Below are 18665 nucleotides of genomic sequence, written 5' to 3' on the forward strand. Positions count from 1 at the left end.
ATTCTTTATATAATTTTACAATTTTTTATTATAATTTTCAATATTAATTCTCTTATAATTATTTTAAAATTTATAAGTTACAATAAACTTTATATCAAAATTTTTATTTGAATTTTTCTTTTTCCAAAATTTAACATACAAATAACATAAAATTCCATTGACAAACACCCCAAAAATAAAGTAAAATTTTAATAGCAAAACAAGGAGGAAACTTAATGGCAAAAAAGAGATCAGCAAAAGCAAATAAAAGAAATAATAGTAAAAGCAACGGATTAAATATGACATTTGAATCAATTTTAATTGGAATTATCGGAGCGATACTTGTATCTGCCAGCTCCTTTTATATCGTGCTTAAATTTGGGGCATTGCCATGGCCAACGATAATGGTTACGCTTTTATCTATGATGGCACTAAAATTTTTTAAAAAGACGAATAATAAGGAAATTACAATTACACATACCATTATGAGCGCTGGTTCAATGGTGGCGGGAGGAGTTGCCTTTACAGTTCCAGCCTACATTATTTTAGGCGGAAAATTAACAGACATAAATCAGCAGCTGCTTTTCATCACAATTTTGATTGGAAGCATTGCAGGTTCATTTTTGTCCTACATTTTTCGTTCAAAGTTAATTGAAGAAGAAGAATTGGAATTTCCAATTGGAGAAGCGGCATACAATCTTGTGGATTCTGGGAAAAATATTGACAGTATTCGTTATGTGGCCTTCGGAACATTATTCAGTTCTATTGTCGCCCTTTTCCGTGATTTCAGCTTTACAAAGGGAAAACCGCCCATTATTCCAGCATTAGTTTCACTAAAAAATCTGCCTTTCAGCTTTTATGTATCGCCTCTTTTAGTCGGAATCGGATATGTGCTTGGATTTGTAAATACATTTGTCTGGTTTTTAGGCGGCGCTGCTGTAATTTTTGTTGGGGAACCACTTGCAAAAATGTTTAAAATTGCTGATTTTCCCACTATGAAAAATAGTTTTGGAATGGGATTTATGATTGGAATTGGAATTGCTGTAATTTTAAAAATTATTTTTTCAAATAAATCAAAGAATAATTCAGAAAACAGAAGTATCATTACCAAATTATTTATTTTATCAGCCGTTTCAATAATTATAATAATTTTTATTTATAAACTTCCTATATTTCTTGCGTTAGTTTTAGTCCTAATATCGATTTTATGTACAATAATTGCAGGTTATTCGACTGGAAAGACTGGAGTTAATCCAATGGAAATTTATGCCATAATTACAATCCTAATAATTTCATTTTTAAATAAAATGTTAAACGGATTAAATATTGGCGGAATAAAATTTTCTATAAACTTAAATACCCTGACTCTCTTTTTACTGGCTTGCATTATAGCAGTCGCATGCGGACTTTCTGGCGATATTCTAAATGACTTTAAATCAGGCTACAAAATGAAAGTAAATCCATCAGAGCAGCTTTTTGGCGAATTAATCGGCTCAATCGCAAGTTCTTTTGTAATAACATTCTTATTTTTTGTATTTTTCAGAGTCTATAAAACTATCGGTCCAGTAGAAAATACCGATTTAATAGCATTACAAGCTTCAATTGTTGCAACGGTAATAAATGGAATTCCGTTTTTGAATATTTTCTTTATTGGACTTGTAACGGGACTGCTTTTAAGCCTGTTAAATTTACCAGTTTTAACTTTTGGAATCGGAATCTATGTACCGTTTTATTTAACTTCAACTGTATTTTTAGGCGGACTTGCAAGTTTTTTTGGAAACAGAATTTCACAAAAATCTCACTCAAACCTGCTTTTAATTTCTAATGGATTAATGAGCGGAGAAGCGATTATAGGCGTTATTTTATCAATTGTTGCTTATATTAAGCTGTTTGTAAAATAAAAAAAATATCTTTAATATTTAAATTTAGACAAGATTTTGAGTTTAATCTTTTAATAAACTCACTAACGGAAAGGAAAAATAATGATTTTAGGATTTGATATTGGAAATACACATATTATACCGATTTTTTATAATGAAAATGGCGATATTCTAGCAACATTCAGAATACCGACACATCTGGAATTTACCGAAGATACTCTTTTTGTAATGTTAAAGGAATTTGCAAAAAACAGCAATTTAGAAATTTCAGATATTAAAAATATTGTTATTTCATCAGTTGTTCCAAATATTAACGAAAATTTTACAAGGCTTGGAAAAAAATATTTTAACATCAATCCAATGTTTGTAACATTTGACAATGTAGAAAATGAAATAAAAATTTTGCCAAATATGGAACGTGGTCTCGGTGCAGACAGGATTGTAGACATTTTGGCGGCAAAAAAACTATATCCAGAAAAGGAACTTTTAATAATTGATTTTGGTACAGCCACAACTTTTGACATGATAAAAGATTCCACTTATATGGGCGGTTGCATTCTTCCCGGAATCACTCTTTCAATAAATGCCTTGTTCAGTAATACCGCCGCTTTGCCAAAAATCGAATTTACCAATCCTGAAACAGTTTTGGGAATAAATACAATTTCACAAATAAATGCCGGTATCTTTTACGGAAATGTTGGTGCAATAAAAGAATTAATTTTACAATACAAAAATTCCTTTCCAAACGCTTATGTTATCGCAACTGGCGGACAAGGACAGAAAATTTCAGAATATATCGAAGAAATTGATGAATATGTAGCAAAACTTGGGGAAATGGGAATTTTTGAATTTTATAAATTGAACTGCAAAAAATAAATAAAAAGGAAAATAATATGAAAAAAATAGCAAAAAATATATTAATTGGCTCAATAATTACAGTAGCTGGACTTCTGTATCATGAATATAAAATCAAGACGTATTATGAAAAAGATGATAAAGCTCGGAAAAATCAGGATTTTATGGTACTTCTTCACGGTATTTATGGGAAAAGTTCGGATATGGAAAGCATTGCACAAAAATTTAAGAATGATTACAGGATTATCAATATTCAGTATCCTACTACTAAAGAAACTGCTGAAGAGATTGTTGAACTTTATATAAAGCCAAATATTGAGGATATTAACGGGCAGATTTATGCAGACAATTTGCATAGAAAAATAGACAATCAGTATTATGAAATTGATGAAAATGGTAAACGAAAAGATAAAAAAAATGATGAAAATACACAAAAAAATATAAAGATTAATTTTGTAGCACACTCGATGGGAACTGGGATTTTGCGATATTATTTAAAGGAAAATCCTCTTGAAAATTTAGGAAAAGTTGTATTTATTTCACCACCATCGCATGGAACCCATTTGGCAGATGTTCCATTTGTAGACAAACTCCCAGTTATGCTTGGAAAAGTCGTTCCACAATTTAGCACAAAAAAGGATAGTTTTGTAAATCAGCTTGGCGAACCTGATTACGATTATATGATTCTGATTGGAAATAAGACGAATAATCCGCTATATTCAATGATAATTCGTGGGAAGGATGATGGAATGGTGCCTTTGGAAACTGCAAAAATGGAATCTGATAATTTTAAAATTATTAACAATACTACTCACACCAGCATTTTGAAAGACAGCCGAACAATGAAGGAGATTTCTGACTTTTTAAAAAGTTCTGATATAAAAGAAAATGATGACAAAAAAGACGACAAGACGAACTAACTACACAACAAAAAAAACTTCAAGAACAAGGAATATTCCAAAAACAGAGCAACCTTTCTTAGAAGGGATTTCCTGTGATATCTATGTTGGAAAAAAGGCTGGCATTAGCGTACGAAATGCAATCCAAAAAGCCAAGAAATCAATCACGGTAATTTCTCCTTTTTTAAGCGGAAATATGATAACTGAAGATATTTTTAGTTCATTAAATAAAGACGTGCAGGTAAATATTATTTCAAAAGATAATGAAAAAATTTACCCTTTTTTACGAAAAAACTTATTTAAATATCATTCAATGCCAGGTTTTGGAAAATTTATTATCCTCTTGGGAAAACTTATACTGATAATACTCTATTTAATTTTGTCGATTTTAATACTGGAAATTTTCACATTGTTTTTCTTTGATGTTTCCTTTACAAAGTCTGTATTTCCAATTACAAAAAACAATCTTTTAGCTTTAACAATTTTTCTAGGACTTTTTACATTTTTCTTAAGAACAGTAATAAAAAACAATGAATTTTACTATTCATTGCGTGATAATTTTAATATTCATATTTTAAACAAGAACTACGATCTTCACAGCAAAATCTACATAATTGACAATAAAATTGCATTTTTAGGATCCTTAAACTTTACCGACACAGGATTTATGCTAAATCACGAAACTTGCATAAAAACAACAGATAAAACTGCAATTAAGCACCTAAATAACGTTTATAAAGATTTACTAAAAGTAAACCCAATGTCACTAAGAGAATTGAAATATAAAATTAGCAAAAAAAATTAGAGTTGCCTAGTTTAACAATTTAGACAACTCTTTTTTTTAATACAATTAATCTATCGGATTATAGCTTCCGTCCCACTCCAACCCTAAACTGTTAGCATAACTAATGTTATCTGTTGCAAGTTTACCAGTTCTCTTATTTACAGTATAACTGAACAAACGTGGCTCAATATTCGGATCTCCACCACATTTCGCATTATTACTTCGCACATCAATTTCAAATTCCTCATCAGTTTCATCAACATAAAATCTCATGCATTTTGTCCCTTGACTACCACCAAATTTATGCTTAGCTATTGAATTTTGCACAAGTCTCACTGCTTCATTCTCACTTCTCACAGGTGCAGCATTTACCAATCCAGCACATACCAAAGAGAAAATCAAAACACCAATCTTTTTATTAAAAATTTTTTTCATCAAAATCACCCTCTCTTTCAATCTTTTTTCATATTAATTATACCATATTTTTTTGGGAAACAGAAAATTATAAAAAAATTATTTTATCAGTTTAATATATTTGGTACAAAATCCTACTTTTTCAAAAATCTACTCATCTTTCAACTGACTTAACAATTCCCCAACATCCTCAACATCAATTTTCTTAACTTTCCCATTTTTCAGAAAAATCTCAACACGGCGATTATTGTATCTTCCAATTTCCGTATCATTTGTATCAACTGGATTTTCAGAACTTTTTCCAGTTATTTTACTAATTTTTATATCTTTTCTCAATCCATTTTGTTTCAAAAATTCAGCCATTTTCTCAGCTCTTGATAAAGATAATTTCTTTTTATTTTTTTCAGTTTCATCAGCATACCCAACAATTACAAATTCTTCATTCTCAAGAAAAACATTTAATAAATATTCTATTTCGCCTTTAATTTCCCGTTTTTCAATCTCAGTCACTTCTTCTTTATTAACAGGAAACCCTTTTATTATCATTTTCACAATTTTTCCATCTTTATCTACAAATCTAATCGTAGTCCAATTTTCACATATCGCTCCATCAGGACACAATTTCGGAAATTTATTCGCTATCTCCAAATTTTTCTTAGCAATTTCAGAACCATTTTTTATCGCCAATCTATAATATTCTTTCGCCTTAGGAATATTACGAGAATTTTTATCTTTTGCATACAAATTCCCCAAATTATTAATCGCCTTTTTATCTCCATTTTTTATTTTTTCTTCCAATTGCTCTACTTTTTGAAAAAACTCGTCATATGGTGTATTTGAAAATAAATTAAATTCTAAAATTATTGTGAAAAGTAAAATTATTTTTTTCATTTAAATTTATCCTTTCTTAATAGATTAAAAATTCAACGGCTCTGTTTTCATTACCTTTCCCCATTCATTCAATTCGAGAGGCTTTTCTTTGGAATCTTTAAAAAAGGCATAGATATATTTATATTGCTCTTCTGTTAAAAATACTAATTTTCCGTCATTTCCACCTGATATTAAATAAATTTTTTCATTTATTCCTTTTTTTTCAAGTTCTTTATTTACAGCATGTGCTATTCTCATAGGAGCTTCTCCCCATCCACTTTTTTTAAAATTTTTAAAAATTTCATACTCTGTGCCATTAATTTTGATTTTGGTGCTTAATCCTTTTTCGTCATCCCATTCTTCTGAAAAACTGTCAATTTTTATTTTAACTCCAAATTTTTCAAATGAAGGTTGTAGATCATTTATCAAATCTGGTATTCCATCCCCTTCAAAAACTGTTTCCCCATCACAAAAATAAAATCTATAATCTTTTGCTACATTTGCATTTTCATTCCATAGCGTAGTTAATGTTCCTTCATTTCCATATTTTCTTATCATCTCTAACATTTCTTTCTTTAAAGAAGGAGCATCTTCTCTTTTAGCATACTTAAAATATCCTAATTCATCAAGTTTATTAACAAACTCTTTGGCTGTATGTTCTAAATCTGATTTTGCCTTTATTTTGTATGATTTAGCAAATATTATAATTAAAATTATTATAATAATTAAAACAAAAAATATTTTTTTCATAAAAAATCCACTCCTTCATAATATCAAAAACTCAGAACCATACTAAAACAGTTCTGAGTGTGAACCTATTTTTTTATACACCAAGTGCCTCTCTCAACTCCTCTATGCTGTCATATCCCTTTACACTATCATCTCTTGCAATTCTATCAGCTTCTCTCATCGCTTCTAAAGTTACTTCATTTGGCTCTTCTTCCAATTTCAATTCAAAAGGGATTCTATTTTCCCTAATTGCAGTTTTTAAGAACATATTTACTGCCGTTGTCATTGTCAAGCCAAATTTGTTAAATAATTCGTTCGCTTTTTCTTTTGTTTCTTTATCAACTCTAATACTTAAATTTGCATTTGCCATAACAAATACCTCCTTTTTTTCTTCATTGTATCAATTTTTAATTACATTGTCAATACAACATCGTACAAAATAATAAATATTTTCTTTTTCTATATTTCAATATATTTCTACAACTTCCCAATTTCCACTTCCAATTTATCTAACAGCAAATCAAACTGTTTCGCCACAGCCTCAATTGTCTCAATTTTCGATAAATCAACTCCTGCTTTTTTCAATTGTTCCATTGGGAAGTCATTTCCTCCTGAGCTTAATAATTGAATGTATTTCTCTAGTGTTTGTTTTTTCTCGCTTTCATCGTTTGAATTTATCATTTTTTCATATAAAATCGCTGATGAGGCAAAGCAAGTGGCGTATTGATAAACGTAAAATGGCGAGTTGAAAAAGTGTGGAACTCTTGCCCAGAAAATATAGATTAAATCATCTTTTTCGATTATATCGCCATAATATTTGTCAAACAAGTCTTCCATAATTTTGCTCAAAACTTCCGCTGTAATTGGCTCTCCAGCTTCTGCCAGCTTGTGTGCCTGATATTCATAATCTGCTAGCAATGCCTGAAAATAGAATGTTCCAACAATATTTCCAATTTCCTGCTCCAATAGTGCGATTCTTTCTTTTGGAGCATTGGTATTTTCCAGCATATAGTCAAGCAGTAATCTTTCGTTAAATGTAGAAGCCACTTCCGCTACGAAAATTGTGTAGTCTGCCATCGAGAAAGGCTGATTTTCATCTGAATAAAGAGTGTGCAAAGTATGTCCCAGTTCATGTGCCAATGTAAATACGCTGTCTAAAGTCTTGTTGTAATTCAGAAGCATATATGGGTGAACTCCGTAAACTCCTGCAGAATACGCTCCCGTTCTTTTCCCTTTCGCTTCAAATACATCCAGCCAGCCTTCTAAAATCGCTTTTTTCATTTTTTCTACATAATCTTCTCCAAGTGGAGCAACTGAATTTAATACTATTTCCTTAGCATCATCATACTCGTATTCCTTGTCAAATTCTATTAGGTTAATTGAGCCATCAAAATTATAGTATTTTTCAAGTCCTAAAATTTTCTTTCTCAATTTTAAATATCTTTGCAATGGTTTTGTATTATTTTTCGCCGTATTGACAAGATTTAAGTAAATTTCTTCTGGAATATTGTCACTCTCCAGATGGCTTAACAAAAATGAATCGTAATTGTAGGCTTTCTTTGAAGCAATCCCTTTTTGCAAAATTGAGTTATAAATTGCAGCAATTGTATTTTTTTTCTTTTCATAAATTGTATAAAACGTCTGAAACATCAGTTTTCTGTCTTCCTGATTTCTATTTGTAGACAAAATTTTAGAATAATTGGCAGGCGTTACATCCACTTTTTCTCCAGAACTAAGCGTAACCTGAGGCCACTCCACATCCGTAACCGTAACTTCAGAATAAATGCTTCTCGGTGCTGAAAAGAATGAACTGTAGTACGACAGCAGTTTGCTTTCCTTTTCTTCCAGAATATGCTTTTGCAACCTAAATAAATTTTTCAGTCCAAATCTATAATCATCAAATTCTTTTTTTTCAATCCATTTTTCAATATTCTCACGATTATCAACCAGTTCCGAATTTACCCAGGACAATTCAGTAGAAATCTCTGCAAACAAAAACTGCACTTTCTGCAAATGCTCCACAGCCTCCTTATCCGACGAGTTCAAATCCCTCGCAAGCTGAGGATATCGATACAATTTATAAGAAATCTTATCCATCTCCTCCTGCTTCTGAAAAAACTCCAATAACTTTCCTTCATTCCCAAATTGCCCTTTAAATCCAGCCAATTCTTTTTTCAGCTCACTAACTTTCTCAAAATCCTTCTCCCAAGTTGAATAATTTTCATAAATATCTGATAAATTCCATTTATATTCCTGTTTTATTTCACTTCTTTCCATCTTTTCATTCCTTTTCTGTTTTTATAATAATACTTTTTCAAATCTAAATGTAAAAGTTACATATTTTCAAGCGCTAAAATTACTTAATAAAAATTTTTTAAAAAAAACTATTTTTCTTTAAATTTTTCATACAAAAATAATATCAACGCAATTGGAATTATCCATATTGCAACTGATAAAAATACTGCAAGTGCCAATTTCAGCAATGCAATCACTGCCACAATCCCAATTGCTATTACAAAACATCTTATCAATATTTCAAAATTACTTTTTGGCGTAACATCTTTCATTTTTCTACCTTCTTTCTTTGATTTAGAACATTTAAATCAAGTTATCAATAAATCTATTTTTATTATTCCAAGATTCTAAATGTATTTCTTCACAAGTATCCGTTCCTTCCCCTTTTTCGTTTCCCCCTTATCCAAAAACAATTTATACTTCCCAAACCCTCTAATCGTAATCAAACTGCCAATTTCAAGCATTCTAGACTTATCCTTTTCTTCCACATAATCAACTAGAACCTTTCCTTTTTCAATCGGCTCAATTACTTTTGTCCGAGATAAATTTGTAATCGTTGAAACAATGCTGTCCAAACGCTTGGAGGGAACTGTGATTAGCTTATCATCATATTTATATTGCGGAAGAATATTTTTATTCTTTGTGTCAATAATTTTAATTTCACAAGATGCTTTTCCAATTTGCTTTAATTCCGAAATAATATAATCCGCAATTTTCTCTGATACTGGAATATACCCTGATATTTTCCTGCCCTCATTTTCCAAAATCAAGTCTCCCATAAGCTCCCTTTTTATATTAAGCCCCATAAGACTTCCTAAAAAATCCTTATGAAGATATTCACGAAATCTTGAATCTATTGATATTTTTAACAATTTATTTGGAAATTGAAAACTATTCTCATTAAACTCATTATTAAAGTCCGCATATTCTTCAAATTTTTCATCATCTTGTACCAAACTTTTGCCATTTTTTGCAAAATTATCATAAACATCTCTATTTCCAGCTATAAAATTATCAGGCACAAATGCAATTTGCCGTCTATCACTATCCGCAAAAACTCCATCACAAACAACATTAAGTCCATCCATCCTTTTCCCCAGATTCTTCCAAAAATTCGGCGTATAAAATTCCTCAGTAAAGCTCACAATCTCATATTCCTTCGCCACTTCATAAGAATTATACAATTTACTAGCCAAATACTCCATTTCTTTTGGAAACTGCCTCAAAAAATTTTCTTTTTTCATATTTCTCCATTCTTAATCCTCATTCACAACTTGTAAATTATCCCAATCCACATTCCTGTCCTTCTCTTCCCTTTTTTTCTGAAGCTCAAATTTTTCATATTCAGAAATCAAACTTCCCAGCTTTGAAATCACATACGCCACAACACCTATATCATCACCAAACCCAATAATCGGCAAAATATCAGGCACTGCATCAATTGTCGAAATCACATAAACAACTGCTCCAACAATCTTTATTTTATCCAACGTTGGAATTTTAAATTCCCCTTTCTTATCCGCCTGTAACATTCTCACAAAAAGCCCAAACTTTGATGCAACTGCTCCTAAATTATTTTTCAACTTTCCAGCCTTTTTCAAATCTTCTGCTGTGATATTTGTCTTTTTATATTTCTCATATAATTTTTTCGCTCTTTTTAACATAATTTCTCCCCTTTCGTAAATGAAACTTTCATTTATCTAATTATACTAAAAAACTTCTTATAATTCAACTTATACTAAACCTCTTTTGAAAATAGGAATAAATTTTTATAATAGGATTATTTGATAGCTGATTCATAATCATTCAACTAATTCTATGTTTTTTCTTTTTTATTTTTGTAGGATTGCTCATTGCCGCAAATCCTATTTGCCAGCACAGAAAAATGCTCCGACGGATTAGTTTATAAAAAATAAAAATTATATTTTAATTATTTGAAAATATTAGGTTTATATCCTTTATTAGAAAAGTTTGTAATAAATTTATTATTTAAATGAGGTTTCGTATTAAATAATTATGGATTATTTTAATTAAATTATAAAAGTTCCGTCGATTTATTAAAACTAAAAAATTTATTTTGTTAAAAAAAATATTTATTATAAATTTGAATATAAATAAAATAAAAAAAGCGATATTTAAAAGTTTAAAACTCTATACATCACTTTTTTAAATTCTTATAATTTTATCCATTTAATCTCAATAGTAAATTCAATATACTTCATTTAAGTTCCATTATCATTACTTTCAATCCTTCATCAGAAATAATATGCTCCAAAAGTTTAAATCCAAAATCTCTATAAAAATTAATCAATCTAGATTCATTCTGACATTCCAACCAGACATATTTAGTATTTATCAATTCCTTTATCTTCAATAACAAATTATATGCCGAAGTTAGTAAATCTTTTCCTGTAATTTTTTTCAAAATATCATCTGAATAATTTTTCCCCAGTTGTCCCAACAAAAAACTACTTGTCATCAAATCACCATTTCTTAATACACTTCCGCTATTACTCAGTTTCTTTTGCTGTGTTTTTGAAAGCACATTCAATTCTTCTTTTGAAAGAATTAAACTTCTATTTGCAATTGTAAAATATCCTAACATTTCTTCAATATTATCATCAAATATTAAATGGGTTGTAGAAACACATGATTTTTCGAATCTAATAGATTTTTCTTGTAAAAATATCTCAATATCATTTTTAGGATAAACTGAAATACTTTTAAATTTTTTTAATTCTTTTATAACATCTAGTTCGTCATATTTATTCAATAACTCCTGTAACCTCATTCTCTTCAATTGCTATTTCCCCTTTTTTTCTCAATTTAAATTTTTTACCTATTTCTTCTATATCAGCTTCCTCGCATTTCAAATCTTCATTTTTATTTACAGTAAATCCTTCTTCCATCATTTTGATCAGCTCTTCAGCCGCTTCTTTATTCAATTCTAAATTTTTGAAAAAACTGCTTGTAGCCATAACTATCACCCCTTATCTTTTATTTCCTGATTAAGATAATTATACCACATAAGAAATAAAATTTCCACAAAATTTTAAAAAATAGTTAAAAAAATTAATACAAAAAAGAGAACTACATATTAGTAATTCTCTTTAAAAATATTATTTATTCAAAATATTATTTATCCTAGCCAACGTTCTTTCTTTCCCAATAACTGCAATTACTGTGTACAAATCCGCTCCTCTGGCTTTTCCTGTAATAACTGCCCTAAGTGGCATCAATACTGCTGCTGGACCTTCTCCTATTTCATCTTGTAATTCGTGCAGGATTTGTTTTGCTTCGTCTTCTGAAATTTCTTCATTTAATTTATTGATTTTTTCAATAAACATTTGGATAGATTTTTTACCAGTTTCTGTTTCAAGCGAAGAAGTTAATCTTTCAATTGATTTTCTTTCCTTTTTATTCATTCCCTCTTCAATTACCGGCAATTCAAATTCATCTTCAAAGTAAATTGCTGCATTTACTGGCAATTCCTTTAATGTTTGTGAACCTTCCCTTGTAATTTCCACAATTCTTTTTAATTTTGAAAATTCTTCATCTGACAAGTTTTCATTTTCATAATAACCAGCTTGTACAAAATATGGGATAGCCAATTTTGTCAATTCATCCAGATCCTTTAATCTCATGTGATGATTATTTACCCAGCCTAATTTAACTAGGTCAAATACAGGCCCTCCAAGAGAAATTTTATCAAATGAGAAATTTTGAATCATTTCATCAATAGTAAAAATTTCCTTGTTTTCTCCAAAGCTCCATCCCATAAGTGCAAGGAAGTTTAGTAATCCTTCTTTTAAGTAACCTTCTTCTTTGTAATAGTTCAATGAAACTGGATTTTTTCTCTTAGAAATTTTAGTCTTATCCGCATTTCTCAAAAGTGGCATATGATACCATTTTGGCTCATCCCAACCAAACGCTTTGTACAATTGAATATGTTTAGGCGTAGATGAAATCCATTCTTCTGCTCTTATAACATGAGTAATTCCCATCAAATGGTCATCCACGATATTAGCCAAATGATAAGTTGGAAATCCATCAGATTTTAAAAGTACCTGATCGTCAATTTTACTATTTTCAAATCTAATTTCTCCTCTTAATCCATCATTTACAATAGTTTCTCCTTCATAAGGCATTTTAAGTCTAATAACATAAGGCTCACCAGCCGCTAATTTTGCTTCAACTTCTTCTTTTGACAAGTTTCTGCAATGACCGTCATATCCAGGTGCTTGTTTCATTGCAGCTTGTCTTTCTCTCAACTTTTGCAATCTATCTGGTGTACAGAAACAGTAATACGCTTCACCTTTTTCCACCAGTTTTTTGGCATATTCCTTATATATTTCAAATCTTTCTGATTGTCTGTAAGGACCTCTATCCCCGCCAACATCTGGACCTTCATCATAATTAAGCCCAAGCCACTTCATCGCATCAAAAATTTGCTGTTCTGAATCTTCAGAAAATCTCGTTCTATCTGTATCTTCAATTCTCAATAAAAAATCTCCACCATTATGTTTTGCAAATACATAATTAAAAAGCCCAATGTAAGCAGTTCCCACATGTGGATCTCCAGTTGGAGATGGTGCTATCCTAACTCTCACTCTTTTGTTATCACTATTTGACATTTTCTCTCTTTTTCTCCTATCTATTTGTTATTCTTTTTATATTATATAATAAAATAAATTATTGTGCAACAATTTGATTTTATGATACAGTAATAAATTTAATTTATTTATCTCTTTTACTCTAAATTTTTTATTTTTATTATTTTCAAAAATTCTTTAGGCAGTTTTCTTACTTTTTTAGGTTGTTCTTCATCCCTATACCCAAAACTTACCATCACTGAAACTCCGTATTTCTTCAATTCAAATACACTTTTTTGGAAAAATATTTTCTACTTTAATATCTTATAGCTCTTTTATATTTATCAAAAGCATCACTTATTGCCTGCTTGTATTCTTCCTTTTCATAAAGGTTTTCCAAAATATATGAATAATATATGGACTCGCTAATCCGTTCTTTCTTATCCAGATCAAAAAACTGAACAATTACAAATTTATATTCTGTTCCTTTGTCTTTACACCATTTCCCAATAGTTTCAATAATATCCACTCTATCAATAATAATTTCCTTAGCAGTTTCTTCTTTATTTGTAGGATCATTAACTGCTTGCATTATAAAAAAACGTCCATCATTTGTTACAGCAGTTATTACTGAATTTTTAAATTTTTTTTGGATAATCTGCTTTATTTCAGTCACGTCTTTATCACTTAATTGTTTATATTCAGAACCTCCATCTACCTTAACTTTCATTAAATTCTTTTCATAAGCTGTTTCTGCTTCTATTCTTTTTTTCTTCGTTCCTTCTGATACCTGTTCTGAATTTTCTTGCTTTTGGCTCGTCTGTTCAGATGTATTATTTGGTTTATTTTTATTTTCATTTTGATTATTTTTATTACCACACGAAAATGCCGTTACCAGCAACATCATTACAAAAATTTTTTTCATAAAAATCCTCTTTCTGCAATAAATTAATTTTACGATTTGAGTATATCATAAATTCAAGTGTTCACTAACTACTCAACAACCTCATAAACTTCCGAAAGTTTTCTTCTAGTTTTCGGAGTAATGTCTTCATCTCTATATCCAAAACTTACGAAATATGAAATTCCATATTCCTTTAAATCAAACACACCTTTTTCAGAGAAGTATTTTTCAGCCATTTCTTTATTAAATCCTTCAATTGCACAGCTGTCAATCCCAAGAGCTGCAGCCATATTCATCATATTTACTAATGCAATGTAAGTCTGTTTTGAAGCCCAGTCAAATAATGCTCTTTCACTTTCTAGCAATTTAAAATGCTCTTTTTGAAATTTTATAAAAAATTCTTTTCTAATCTTAAAATTTTCATCTGAAATATTTATTATTTCCTTCCCAATTCTCTCAAAATACTTGCTATCACCAGTAACACCTTTTCTAGCTAACACCATAACAATATGGCTCGCTCCATTCAAGCTGTTAATCGCTCCCCAAGCAAACTCTCTCATGTCATTCAGCATTTCCTCATTCTTCACAAGAATAAATTTCCAAGGCTCAAGCCCAAATGAACTAGGAGAAAGTCGCCCAGCCTCAATAATTGCCATAAAATCTTCGTCTGAAACAACTTTTGTCTTATTATATTTTTTGCACGCATATCTTCTGTTAAATATTTCAAACATTTCCTTTTTTGTTAATTCTTTATCTTTTAGCATTTTTATCACTTCTTTCTATTATTTTATCATTGCATCTTCTACTATATCTTCTTCACTATACTTATCAAATTCTTCCATTTCTTTTCTAACTTGATCTGTCGTCATTTTATATTTCTTTCCTAATTCTTCCAATTGTTCTTTATATAATTTTAATTGTTCTTCACTTGTTAATTTCATTTCTTTTTCTCTATCTCGTTCAAACAATTTAAAATAATCTATCCTAATATTCACAGCTTTTTCAGAAGGTTTTGACTTTTTAGTTCTAAAATAAGTATAGCCTTTTTCTTGATCTTCGTTAATTTTTTCAATTGACATATTTTTCTCATAAGTATATCTTCCATGAGTATTTCCTGCCAATCCTAAATATCTTTCATCTCCAAATGCTTGTATTGTTACAGATTTTGCATTTCCAAGATTTTGAGCTGCTGCTTCTCTCATTAATTTTACCAGATTGTCTTCTTTTATTTCATTTTCAACTACAATTGAGATTATTTTGTGTCCGTCAGATTCTTCTAAAGCAATAATTTTGTATTTTCCACCTGAAGTCGTTTTTGTCTCTTTTTTTAAGATGATTTATTTCCGCAACTAACCGTTAAACATAAAACTAATAAAAATAATCCTTTTTTTACCATACATCAATTCCTTTCATATTTCAAACAATAATAAATTTTACTGATTTTTGATTTTTTCCATCACATTTTCATCAAACTTGCCAGCTCGCAACATCTCAATCTCAAATTTATATGGCGGAACTTTTTTAGCCTTTTTATCATCGCTCAAAGCCACATAAGGCGTTTCTAGAATTTTTGGCAAATGAGAAAATTTTTCAAAATGTGCAATTTTATTTAACACTTCAAAGCCAATGTTTCCAAATCCTATATTTTCGTGTCTATCTTTATGTGCACCACACACATTCTTACTATCATTCAAGTGAATTACCGAAATTTTGTCAATTCCTACAATTTTGTCAAACTGTTCAATAACTCCTTCAAAATCGTTTACAATATCATATCCAGCGTCGTGAACATGGCAAGTATCAAAACAAACTGTCAGTTTTTCCTTCAATTTTACACCGTCAATAATTTTTGCAATTTCTTCAAAACTTCTTCCACATTCTGTACCTTTTCCAGCCATTGTTTCAAGCGCCACAGTAGTTTTCTGTTCTTTTGTCAAAACTTCATTCAATCCTTCAATAATCTTATTAATCCCAACTTCTTCACCTTCCCCAACGTGAGCACCTGGATGAAGAACAATTCTTTTCGCTCCAATGGCATCTGTCCTTTCAATCTCTGTTCTCAAAAACTGCACTGCAATCTCAAATGTTTCAGGCTTTACAGCATTTCCAAGATTTATAATATAAGGGGCATGAACAACGATATCATTTATATCAATACCATTTTCTTTCATAAGTTTAAGCCCAGCCTCAATATTCAGCTCATCAATCGGCTTTCTCCGTGTATTCTGCGGCGCTCCAGTATATATCATAAAAGTATTCGATCCATAAGAAACCGCTTCCTTAACCGATCCCAAAAGCATATCTTTCCCACTCATTCCCACATGTGATCCAATTTTAAAAATTTCTTTTTTCGACATTTCTATTTTACCTTTCTATTATTTCTTTTTTTTCTTCAAAACAGGAAGTTCATCATACATCGCTTCAAATAAATTCTTCAAAAACTCTTTATTTTCAACATCATCAACCAGCAACATTTCCTTTGCTCCTTCATAAGGAACTTCATGCAAAGCATTCGGCATAAGCTCTTTTGCCGATTTTACAGCCTTCACAAGAAACCTGTCATCATAAATCCCACCAATAACTTTTTTCCTATAATAAAGAATATATTCCCCCATCATCGCTCTATATCTAACATTTTCCACTTCCGACAACTGTTCCAATACAAAATTTAAATATTCTTTACTTGAAGCCATATTTAATTCACTCCTTGCTTTTTTCTTCATCTTTACAATTTTTAACTATATCAGGAATATCTTTTACTACATCCTCAATCAATTTAGAAAAATCTACTGCATTTTTAGCTGTAATAACCGATTTTCCAGTATCTGCTTCAATCTCTTTTCTAGTATTTCCTGCTATTGTTCCACCTCGTTTTGCAACTTTTTTATTTTCTTCCAAGCCATTTGGATTATGAATATTGGTTAATTCTGTTGTTGTAGCTTCTGCAAGCATATTAAGTACAAGTTCTAAAGTTGACATATTATCCCTTAAATTCTCTTTTTTTAATCCTTTTAAATCTTTATATTCTCTAGTTGACATCCCAGACCATGCCTTTGAAATTTCATCTATTCTATCTTTTCCCACTTGTGTCAACCACATTTTAAATGGTTCTGCCTTAGGAGACAGAATTGACTGAATAACACGGAAAATACCTTGTATATCAGCAACATCCGTTAATCTCATTTTTCCATCAGGTGCTTTTAACTTCAACTGTCGACAAATTGTCGACAATTCACTTTTTTCCTCATCTGTCATTCTTTTTTTCATTTTATACCAATAATCTCTAGCATTTACACTATCCGTTAATGCTCCTACAACATCGACAACAGAAAAATACCATTCTTCCTTTTCATTATCCCAAACAGACCTAATTTTTTTACCTTCAAATATTTGTATATTATTCTCCATTATTTCCCACCCCTTATGTAGTTTTTTGAACTTTATTAATATTTATATTAATTTTCATAATCACAAAATTTCAAATGTCCATAATCATCATATTTGCATTTATATCCTCTTTTCCTTTTCATTCTCTCCCATTCACTATTTAATTCCAAAAGTTTATCAAAATTTGCTACTATAATCAACAATACAATAAACATTATTATTTTTCTCGTATTATTATCTCCACAATTTTTATAAGCCTTGCAGTTTCTCCCTCATCTTATACAAAAAAATCCCTGCCGCTACACTCACATTCAGTGATTCTATATTCCCATAAATCGGAATAATTGCCTTTATATCAGAATTTTCTATCAGATAATCAGACACTCCTCCACCTTCGTGACCAAAAATAAACGCATTATTTTTCCGCAATTCTATTTTTTCATAGGAAATAGAATCTTCATGTAAAGCAGTTGCTATTTTTAAATAATTTTTATTATTCAAAAATTCCACAATTTTTTCAGGTGTTTCATAAATTATGTTTAACTTGAAAATCCCGCTCATTGTAGCACGTACTGTCTTTGGATTATAAACATCGACAGAACCCTTTGTCAGAATTAAATTCTGAAAGTTTGCAGCAATCATTGTTCTAATGATAGTTCCAGCATTTCCTGGATCCTGAATATCATCTAGAATTACCACGTCTCCCTTTATATCCTCAATTGTATTCAAATTTTTAGAATATAAAAAAATTATCCCTTGACTATTTTCCTGAGTTGAAACTTCATCAAACAGATTATCCTTCAAAATCGTCAAATTATCATGCTTAGAAATTTCATATTTTTCATCAAAATATTCAAATTTCGATTCCTTTACAATAATTTTATTAAAATTAATATTCTCATTTAAAAACTTTTCGCCTTCAGCCTTAAAAATACTATTTTCATCACGATACTTCTTTTTATCCAGCTTTTTCAACAATTTATAAAATTTGTTATCTGGACTTGCTATTACATCTCTCATTTTATATTTTCCGCTTTCTACTTATTTAAAAGTACAAAATCCCAATCTATTCAATTT

At 29.9% G+C, this 18665-nt stretch carries 23 protein-coding genes; 4 read left to right on the top strand and 19 right to left on the bottom strand.

Annotated elements, in window-relative coordinates:
- Nucleotides 1-215: 215 nt before the first annotated feature.
- The 4 genes from HW275_RS00245 to HW275_RS00260 all read left to right on the top strand — a co-directional run bounded on the left by HW275_RS00245 (nt 216) and on the right by HW275_RS00260 (nt 4418).
- The gene (locus HW275_RS00245) at nt 216-1880 is read left to right on the top strand and encodes an OPT/YSL family transporter (RefSeq protein ID WP_178934220.1); all 1665 of its coding nucleotides are present in this window, start codon (nt 216-218) and stop codon (nt 1878-1880) included.
- Between the two features lie 81 nt (nt 1881-1961).
- On the top strand, nt 1962-2735 hold the full coding sequence (locus tag HW275_RS00250) for a type III pantothenate kinase (RefSeq protein ID WP_178934222.1): 774 nt from the start codon (nt 1962-1964) through the stop codon (nt 2733-2735).
- A gap of 17 nt (nt 2736-2752) precedes the next feature.
- Entirely contained in the window at nt 2753-3634 is an 882-nt protein-coding gene (locus HW275_RS00255) for a triacylglycerol lipase (protein WP_178934223.1), read from the top strand.
- Entirely contained in the window at nt 3606-4418 is an 813-nt protein-coding gene (locus tag HW275_RS00260) for a phospholipase D-like domain-containing protein (RefSeq protein WP_178934224.1), read from the top strand. Before HW275_RS00255 ends, HW275_RS00260 begins: the two co-directional genes overlap by 29 nt.
- Before the next feature lie 45 nt (nt 4419-4463).
- Here HW275_RS00260 and HW275_RS00265 read toward each other — a convergent pair whose 3' ends face one another.
- The 19 genes from HW275_RS00265 to HW275_RS00355 all read right to left on the bottom strand — a co-directional run bounded on the left by HW275_RS00265 (nt 4464) and on the right by HW275_RS00355 (nt 18608).
- Nucleotides 4464-4832, bottom strand: coding sequence for a hypothetical protein (locus HW275_RS00265; protein ID WP_178934225.1), 369 nt, complete (start codon nt 4830-4832; stop codon nt 4464-4466).
- 129 nt (nt 4833-4961) lie between these two features.
- Entirely contained in the window at nt 4962-5702 is a 741-nt protein-coding gene (locus tag HW275_RS00270) for an OmpA family protein (RefSeq protein WP_178934226.1), read from the bottom strand.
- 24 nt (nt 5703-5726) lie between these two features.
- A complete protein-coding gene (locus HW275_RS00275) occupies nt 5727-6431 on the bottom strand; it encodes a hypothetical protein (protein WP_178934228.1) in 705 nt (234 codons plus the stop codon).
- 73 nt (nt 6432-6504) lie between these two features.
- Nucleotides 6505-6780 (bottom strand): type II toxin-antitoxin system RelB/DinJ family antitoxin, encoded by a 276-nt coding sequence (locus tag HW275_RS00280; protein ID WP_006804298.1) that lies wholly within the window; start codon nt 6778-6780, stop codon nt 6505-6507.
- A gap of 107 nt (nt 6781-6887) precedes the next feature.
- Complete coding sequence (gene pepF / locus HW275_RS00285) at nt 6888-8687, bottom strand: oligoendopeptidase F (RefSeq protein ID WP_178934229.1); 1800 nt, start codon at nt 8685-8687, stop codon at nt 6888-6890.
- 107 nt (nt 8688-8794) lie between these two features.
- Nucleotides 8795-8977: a hypothetical protein gene (locus tag HW275_RS00290; protein ID WP_178934230.1), complete on the bottom strand. Its 183-nt coding sequence runs from the start codon at nt 8975-8977 to the stop codon at nt 8795-8797.
- Between the two features lie 75 nt (nt 8978-9052).
- Nucleotides 9053-9949 carry an RNA-binding protein gene (locus tag HW275_RS00295; RefSeq protein WP_178934231.1) on the bottom strand — a complete coding sequence of 299 codons (897 nt, stop codon included), beginning with the start codon at nt 9947-9949 and terminating at the stop codon, nt 9053-9055.
- A 12-nt stretch (nt 9950-9961) separates the two neighbouring features.
- Nucleotides 9962-10369 carry a YkvA family protein gene (locus HW275_RS00300; RefSeq protein ID WP_178934232.1) on the bottom strand — a complete coding sequence of 136 codons (408 nt, stop codon included), beginning with the start codon at nt 10367-10369 and terminating at the stop codon, nt 9962-9964.
- A gap of 554 nt (nt 10370-10923) precedes the next feature.
- Nucleotides 10924-11496, bottom strand: a complete 573-nt coding sequence (locus HW275_RS00305; RefSeq protein ID WP_255460064.1) for a GNAT family N-acetyltransferase — start codon at nt 11494-11496, stop codon at nt 10924-10926.
- Nucleotides 11471-11683 carry a hypothetical protein gene (locus HW275_RS00310; protein WP_026749217.1) on the bottom strand — a complete coding sequence of 71 codons (213 nt, stop codon included), beginning with the start codon at nt 11681-11683 and terminating at the stop codon, nt 11471-11473. Before HW275_RS00310 ends, HW275_RS00305 begins: the two co-directional genes overlap by 26 nt.
- 141 nt (nt 11684-11824) lie before the next feature.
- Nucleotides 11825-13339: a glutamate--tRNA ligase gene (gene gltX, locus HW275_RS00315; RefSeq protein ID WP_178934234.1), complete on the bottom strand. Its 1515-nt coding sequence runs from the start codon at nt 13337-13339 to the stop codon at nt 11825-11827.
- Between the two features lie 274 nt (nt 13340-13613).
- Nucleotides 13614-14222: a hypothetical protein gene (locus HW275_RS00320; RefSeq protein ID WP_178934235.1), complete on the bottom strand. Its 609-nt coding sequence runs from the start codon at nt 14220-14222 to the stop codon at nt 13614-13616.
- Nucleotides 14223-14290: 68 nt separating this feature from the next.
- Nucleotides 14291-14965 (bottom strand): NAD(P)H-dependent oxidoreductase, encoded by a 675-nt coding sequence (locus HW275_RS00325; protein ID WP_178934236.1) that lies wholly within the window; start codon nt 14963-14965, stop codon nt 14291-14293.
- A gap of 18 nt (nt 14966-14983) precedes the next feature.
- Nucleotides 14984-15403, bottom strand: coding sequence for a hypothetical protein (locus tag HW275_RS00330; RefSeq protein ID WP_178934238.1), 420 nt, complete (start codon nt 15401-15403; stop codon nt 14984-14986).
- 231 nt (nt 15404-15634) lie between these two features.
- On the bottom strand, nt 15635-16558 hold the full coding sequence (locus HW275_RS00335) for a deoxyribonuclease IV (RefSeq protein WP_218975068.1): 924 nt from the start codon (nt 16556-16558) through the stop codon (nt 15635-15637).
- A gap of 18 nt (nt 16559-16576) precedes the next feature.
- Entirely contained in the window at nt 16577-16894 is a 318-nt protein-coding gene (locus HW275_RS00340; RefSeq protein ID WP_178934239.1) for a TfoX/Sxy family protein, read from the bottom strand.
- A 7-nt stretch (nt 16895-16901) separates the two neighbouring features.
- The gene (locus tag HW275_RS00345) at nt 16902-17609 is read right to left on the bottom strand and encodes a Bro-N domain-containing protein (RefSeq protein ID WP_178934240.1); all 708 of its coding nucleotides are present in this window, start codon (nt 17607-17609) and stop codon (nt 16902-16904) included.
- A gap of 47 nt (nt 17610-17656) precedes the next feature.
- Nucleotides 17657-17803 carry a hypothetical protein gene (locus tag HW275_RS00350; RefSeq protein WP_178934242.1) on the bottom strand — a complete coding sequence of 49 codons (147 nt, stop codon included), beginning with the start codon at nt 17801-17803 and terminating at the stop codon, nt 17657-17659.
- Between the two features lie 34 nt (nt 17804-17837).
- Complete coding sequence (locus tag HW275_RS00355) at nt 17838-18608, bottom strand: RNA methyltransferase (protein ID WP_178934243.1); 771 nt, start codon at nt 18606-18608, stop codon at nt 17838-17840.
- Nucleotides 18609-18665: the final 57 nt, after the last annotated feature.

Origin of the sequence: Leptotrichia sp. oral taxon 223, from assembly GCF_013394795.1 — a bacterium.
GTDB lineage: Bacteria > Fusobacteriota > Fusobacteriia > Fusobacteriales > Leptotrichiaceae > Leptotrichia.

Excerpts from the sequence above, each read along its gene's own strand:
- HW275_RS00270 (WP_178934226.1), bottom strand. The coding sequence starts at position 5,702 with ATGAAAAAAATAATTTTACTTTTCACAATAATTTTAGAATTTAATTTA.
- HW275_RS00330 (WP_178934238.1), bottom strand. The coding sequence starts at position 15,403 with ATGAGAGAAGCAGCAGCTCAAAATCTTGGAAATGCAAAATCTGTAACA.
- pepF (WP_178934229.1), bottom strand. The coding sequence starts at position 8,687 with ATGGAAAGAAGTGAAATAAAACAGGAATATAAATGGAATTTATCAGAT.
- HW275_RS00350 (WP_178934242.1), bottom strand. The coding sequence starts at position 17,803 with ATGTTTATTGTATTGTTGATTATAGTAGCAAATTTTGATAAACTTTTG.
- HW275_RS00295 (WP_178934231.1), bottom strand. The coding sequence starts at position 9,949 with ATGAAAAAAGAAAATTTTTTGAGGCAGTTTCCAAAAGAAATGGAGTAT.
- HW275_RS00260 (WP_178934224.1), top strand. The coding sequence starts at position 3,606 with ATGACAAAAAAGACGACAAGACGAACTAACTACACAACAAAAAAAACT.
- HW275_RS00265 (WP_178934225.1), bottom strand. The coding sequence starts at position 4,832 with ATGAAAAAAATTTTTAATAAAAAGATTGGTGTTTTGATTTTCTCTTTG.
- HW275_RS00255 (WP_178934223.1), top strand. The coding sequence starts at position 2,753 with ATGAAAAAAATAGCAAAAAATATATTAATTGGCTCAATAATTACAGTA.
- HW275_RS00305 (WP_255460064.1), bottom strand. The coding sequence starts at position 11,496 with ATGAGGTTACAGGAGTTATTGAATAAATATGACGAACTAGATGTTATA.
- HW275_RS00340 (WP_178934239.1), bottom strand. The coding sequence starts at position 16,894 with ATGGCTTCAAGTAAAGAATATTTAAATTTTGTATTGGAACAGTTGTCG.
- HW275_RS00280 (WP_006804298.1), bottom strand. The coding sequence starts at position 6,780 with ATGGCAAATGCAAATTTAAGTATTAGAGTTGATAAAGAAACAAAAGAA.
- HW275_RS00250 (WP_178934222.1), top strand. The coding sequence starts at position 1,962 with ATGATTTTAGGATTTGATATTGGAAATACACATATTATACCGATTTTT.
- HW275_RS00300 (WP_178934232.1), bottom strand. The coding sequence starts at position 10,369 with ATGTTAAAAAGAGCGAAAAAATTATATGAGAAATATAAAAAGACAAAT.
- HW275_RS00245 (WP_178934220.1), top strand. The coding sequence starts at position 216 with ATGGCAAAAAAGAGATCAGCAAAAGCAAATAAAAGAAATAATAGTAAA.
- HW275_RS00355 (WP_178934243.1), bottom strand. The coding sequence starts at position 18,608 with ATGAGAGATGTAATAGCAAGTCCAGATAACAAATTTTATAAATTGTTG.
- HW275_RS00320 (WP_178934235.1), bottom strand. The coding sequence starts at position 14,222 with ATGAAAAAAATTTTTGTAATGATGTTGCTGGTAACGGCATTTTCGTGT.
- HW275_RS00345 (WP_178934240.1), bottom strand. The coding sequence starts at position 17,609 with ATGGAGAATAATATACAAATATTTGAAGGTAAAAAAATTAGGTCTGTT.
- HW275_RS00310 (WP_026749217.1), bottom strand. The coding sequence starts at position 11,683 with ATGGCTACAAGCAGTTTTTTCAAAAATTTAGAATTGAATAAAGAAGCG.
- HW275_RS00335 (WP_218975068.1), bottom strand. The coding sequence starts at position 16,558 with ATGTCGAAAAAAGAAATTTTTAAAATTGGATCACATGTGGGAATGAGT.
- HW275_RS00275 (WP_178934228.1), bottom strand. The coding sequence starts at position 6,431 with ATGAAAAAAATATTTTTTGTTTTAATTATTATAATAATTTTAATTATA.
- HW275_RS00325 (WP_178934236.1), bottom strand. The coding sequence starts at position 14,965 with ATGCTAAAAGATAAAGAATTAACAAAAAAGGAAATGTTTGAAATATTT.
- HW275_RS00290 (WP_178934230.1), bottom strand. The coding sequence starts at position 8,977 with ATGAAAGATGTTACGCCAAAAAGTAATTTTGAAATATTGATAAGATGT.
- gltX (WP_178934234.1), bottom strand. The coding sequence starts at position 13,339 with ATGTCAAATAGTGATAACAAAAGAGTGAGAGTTAGGATAGCACCATCT.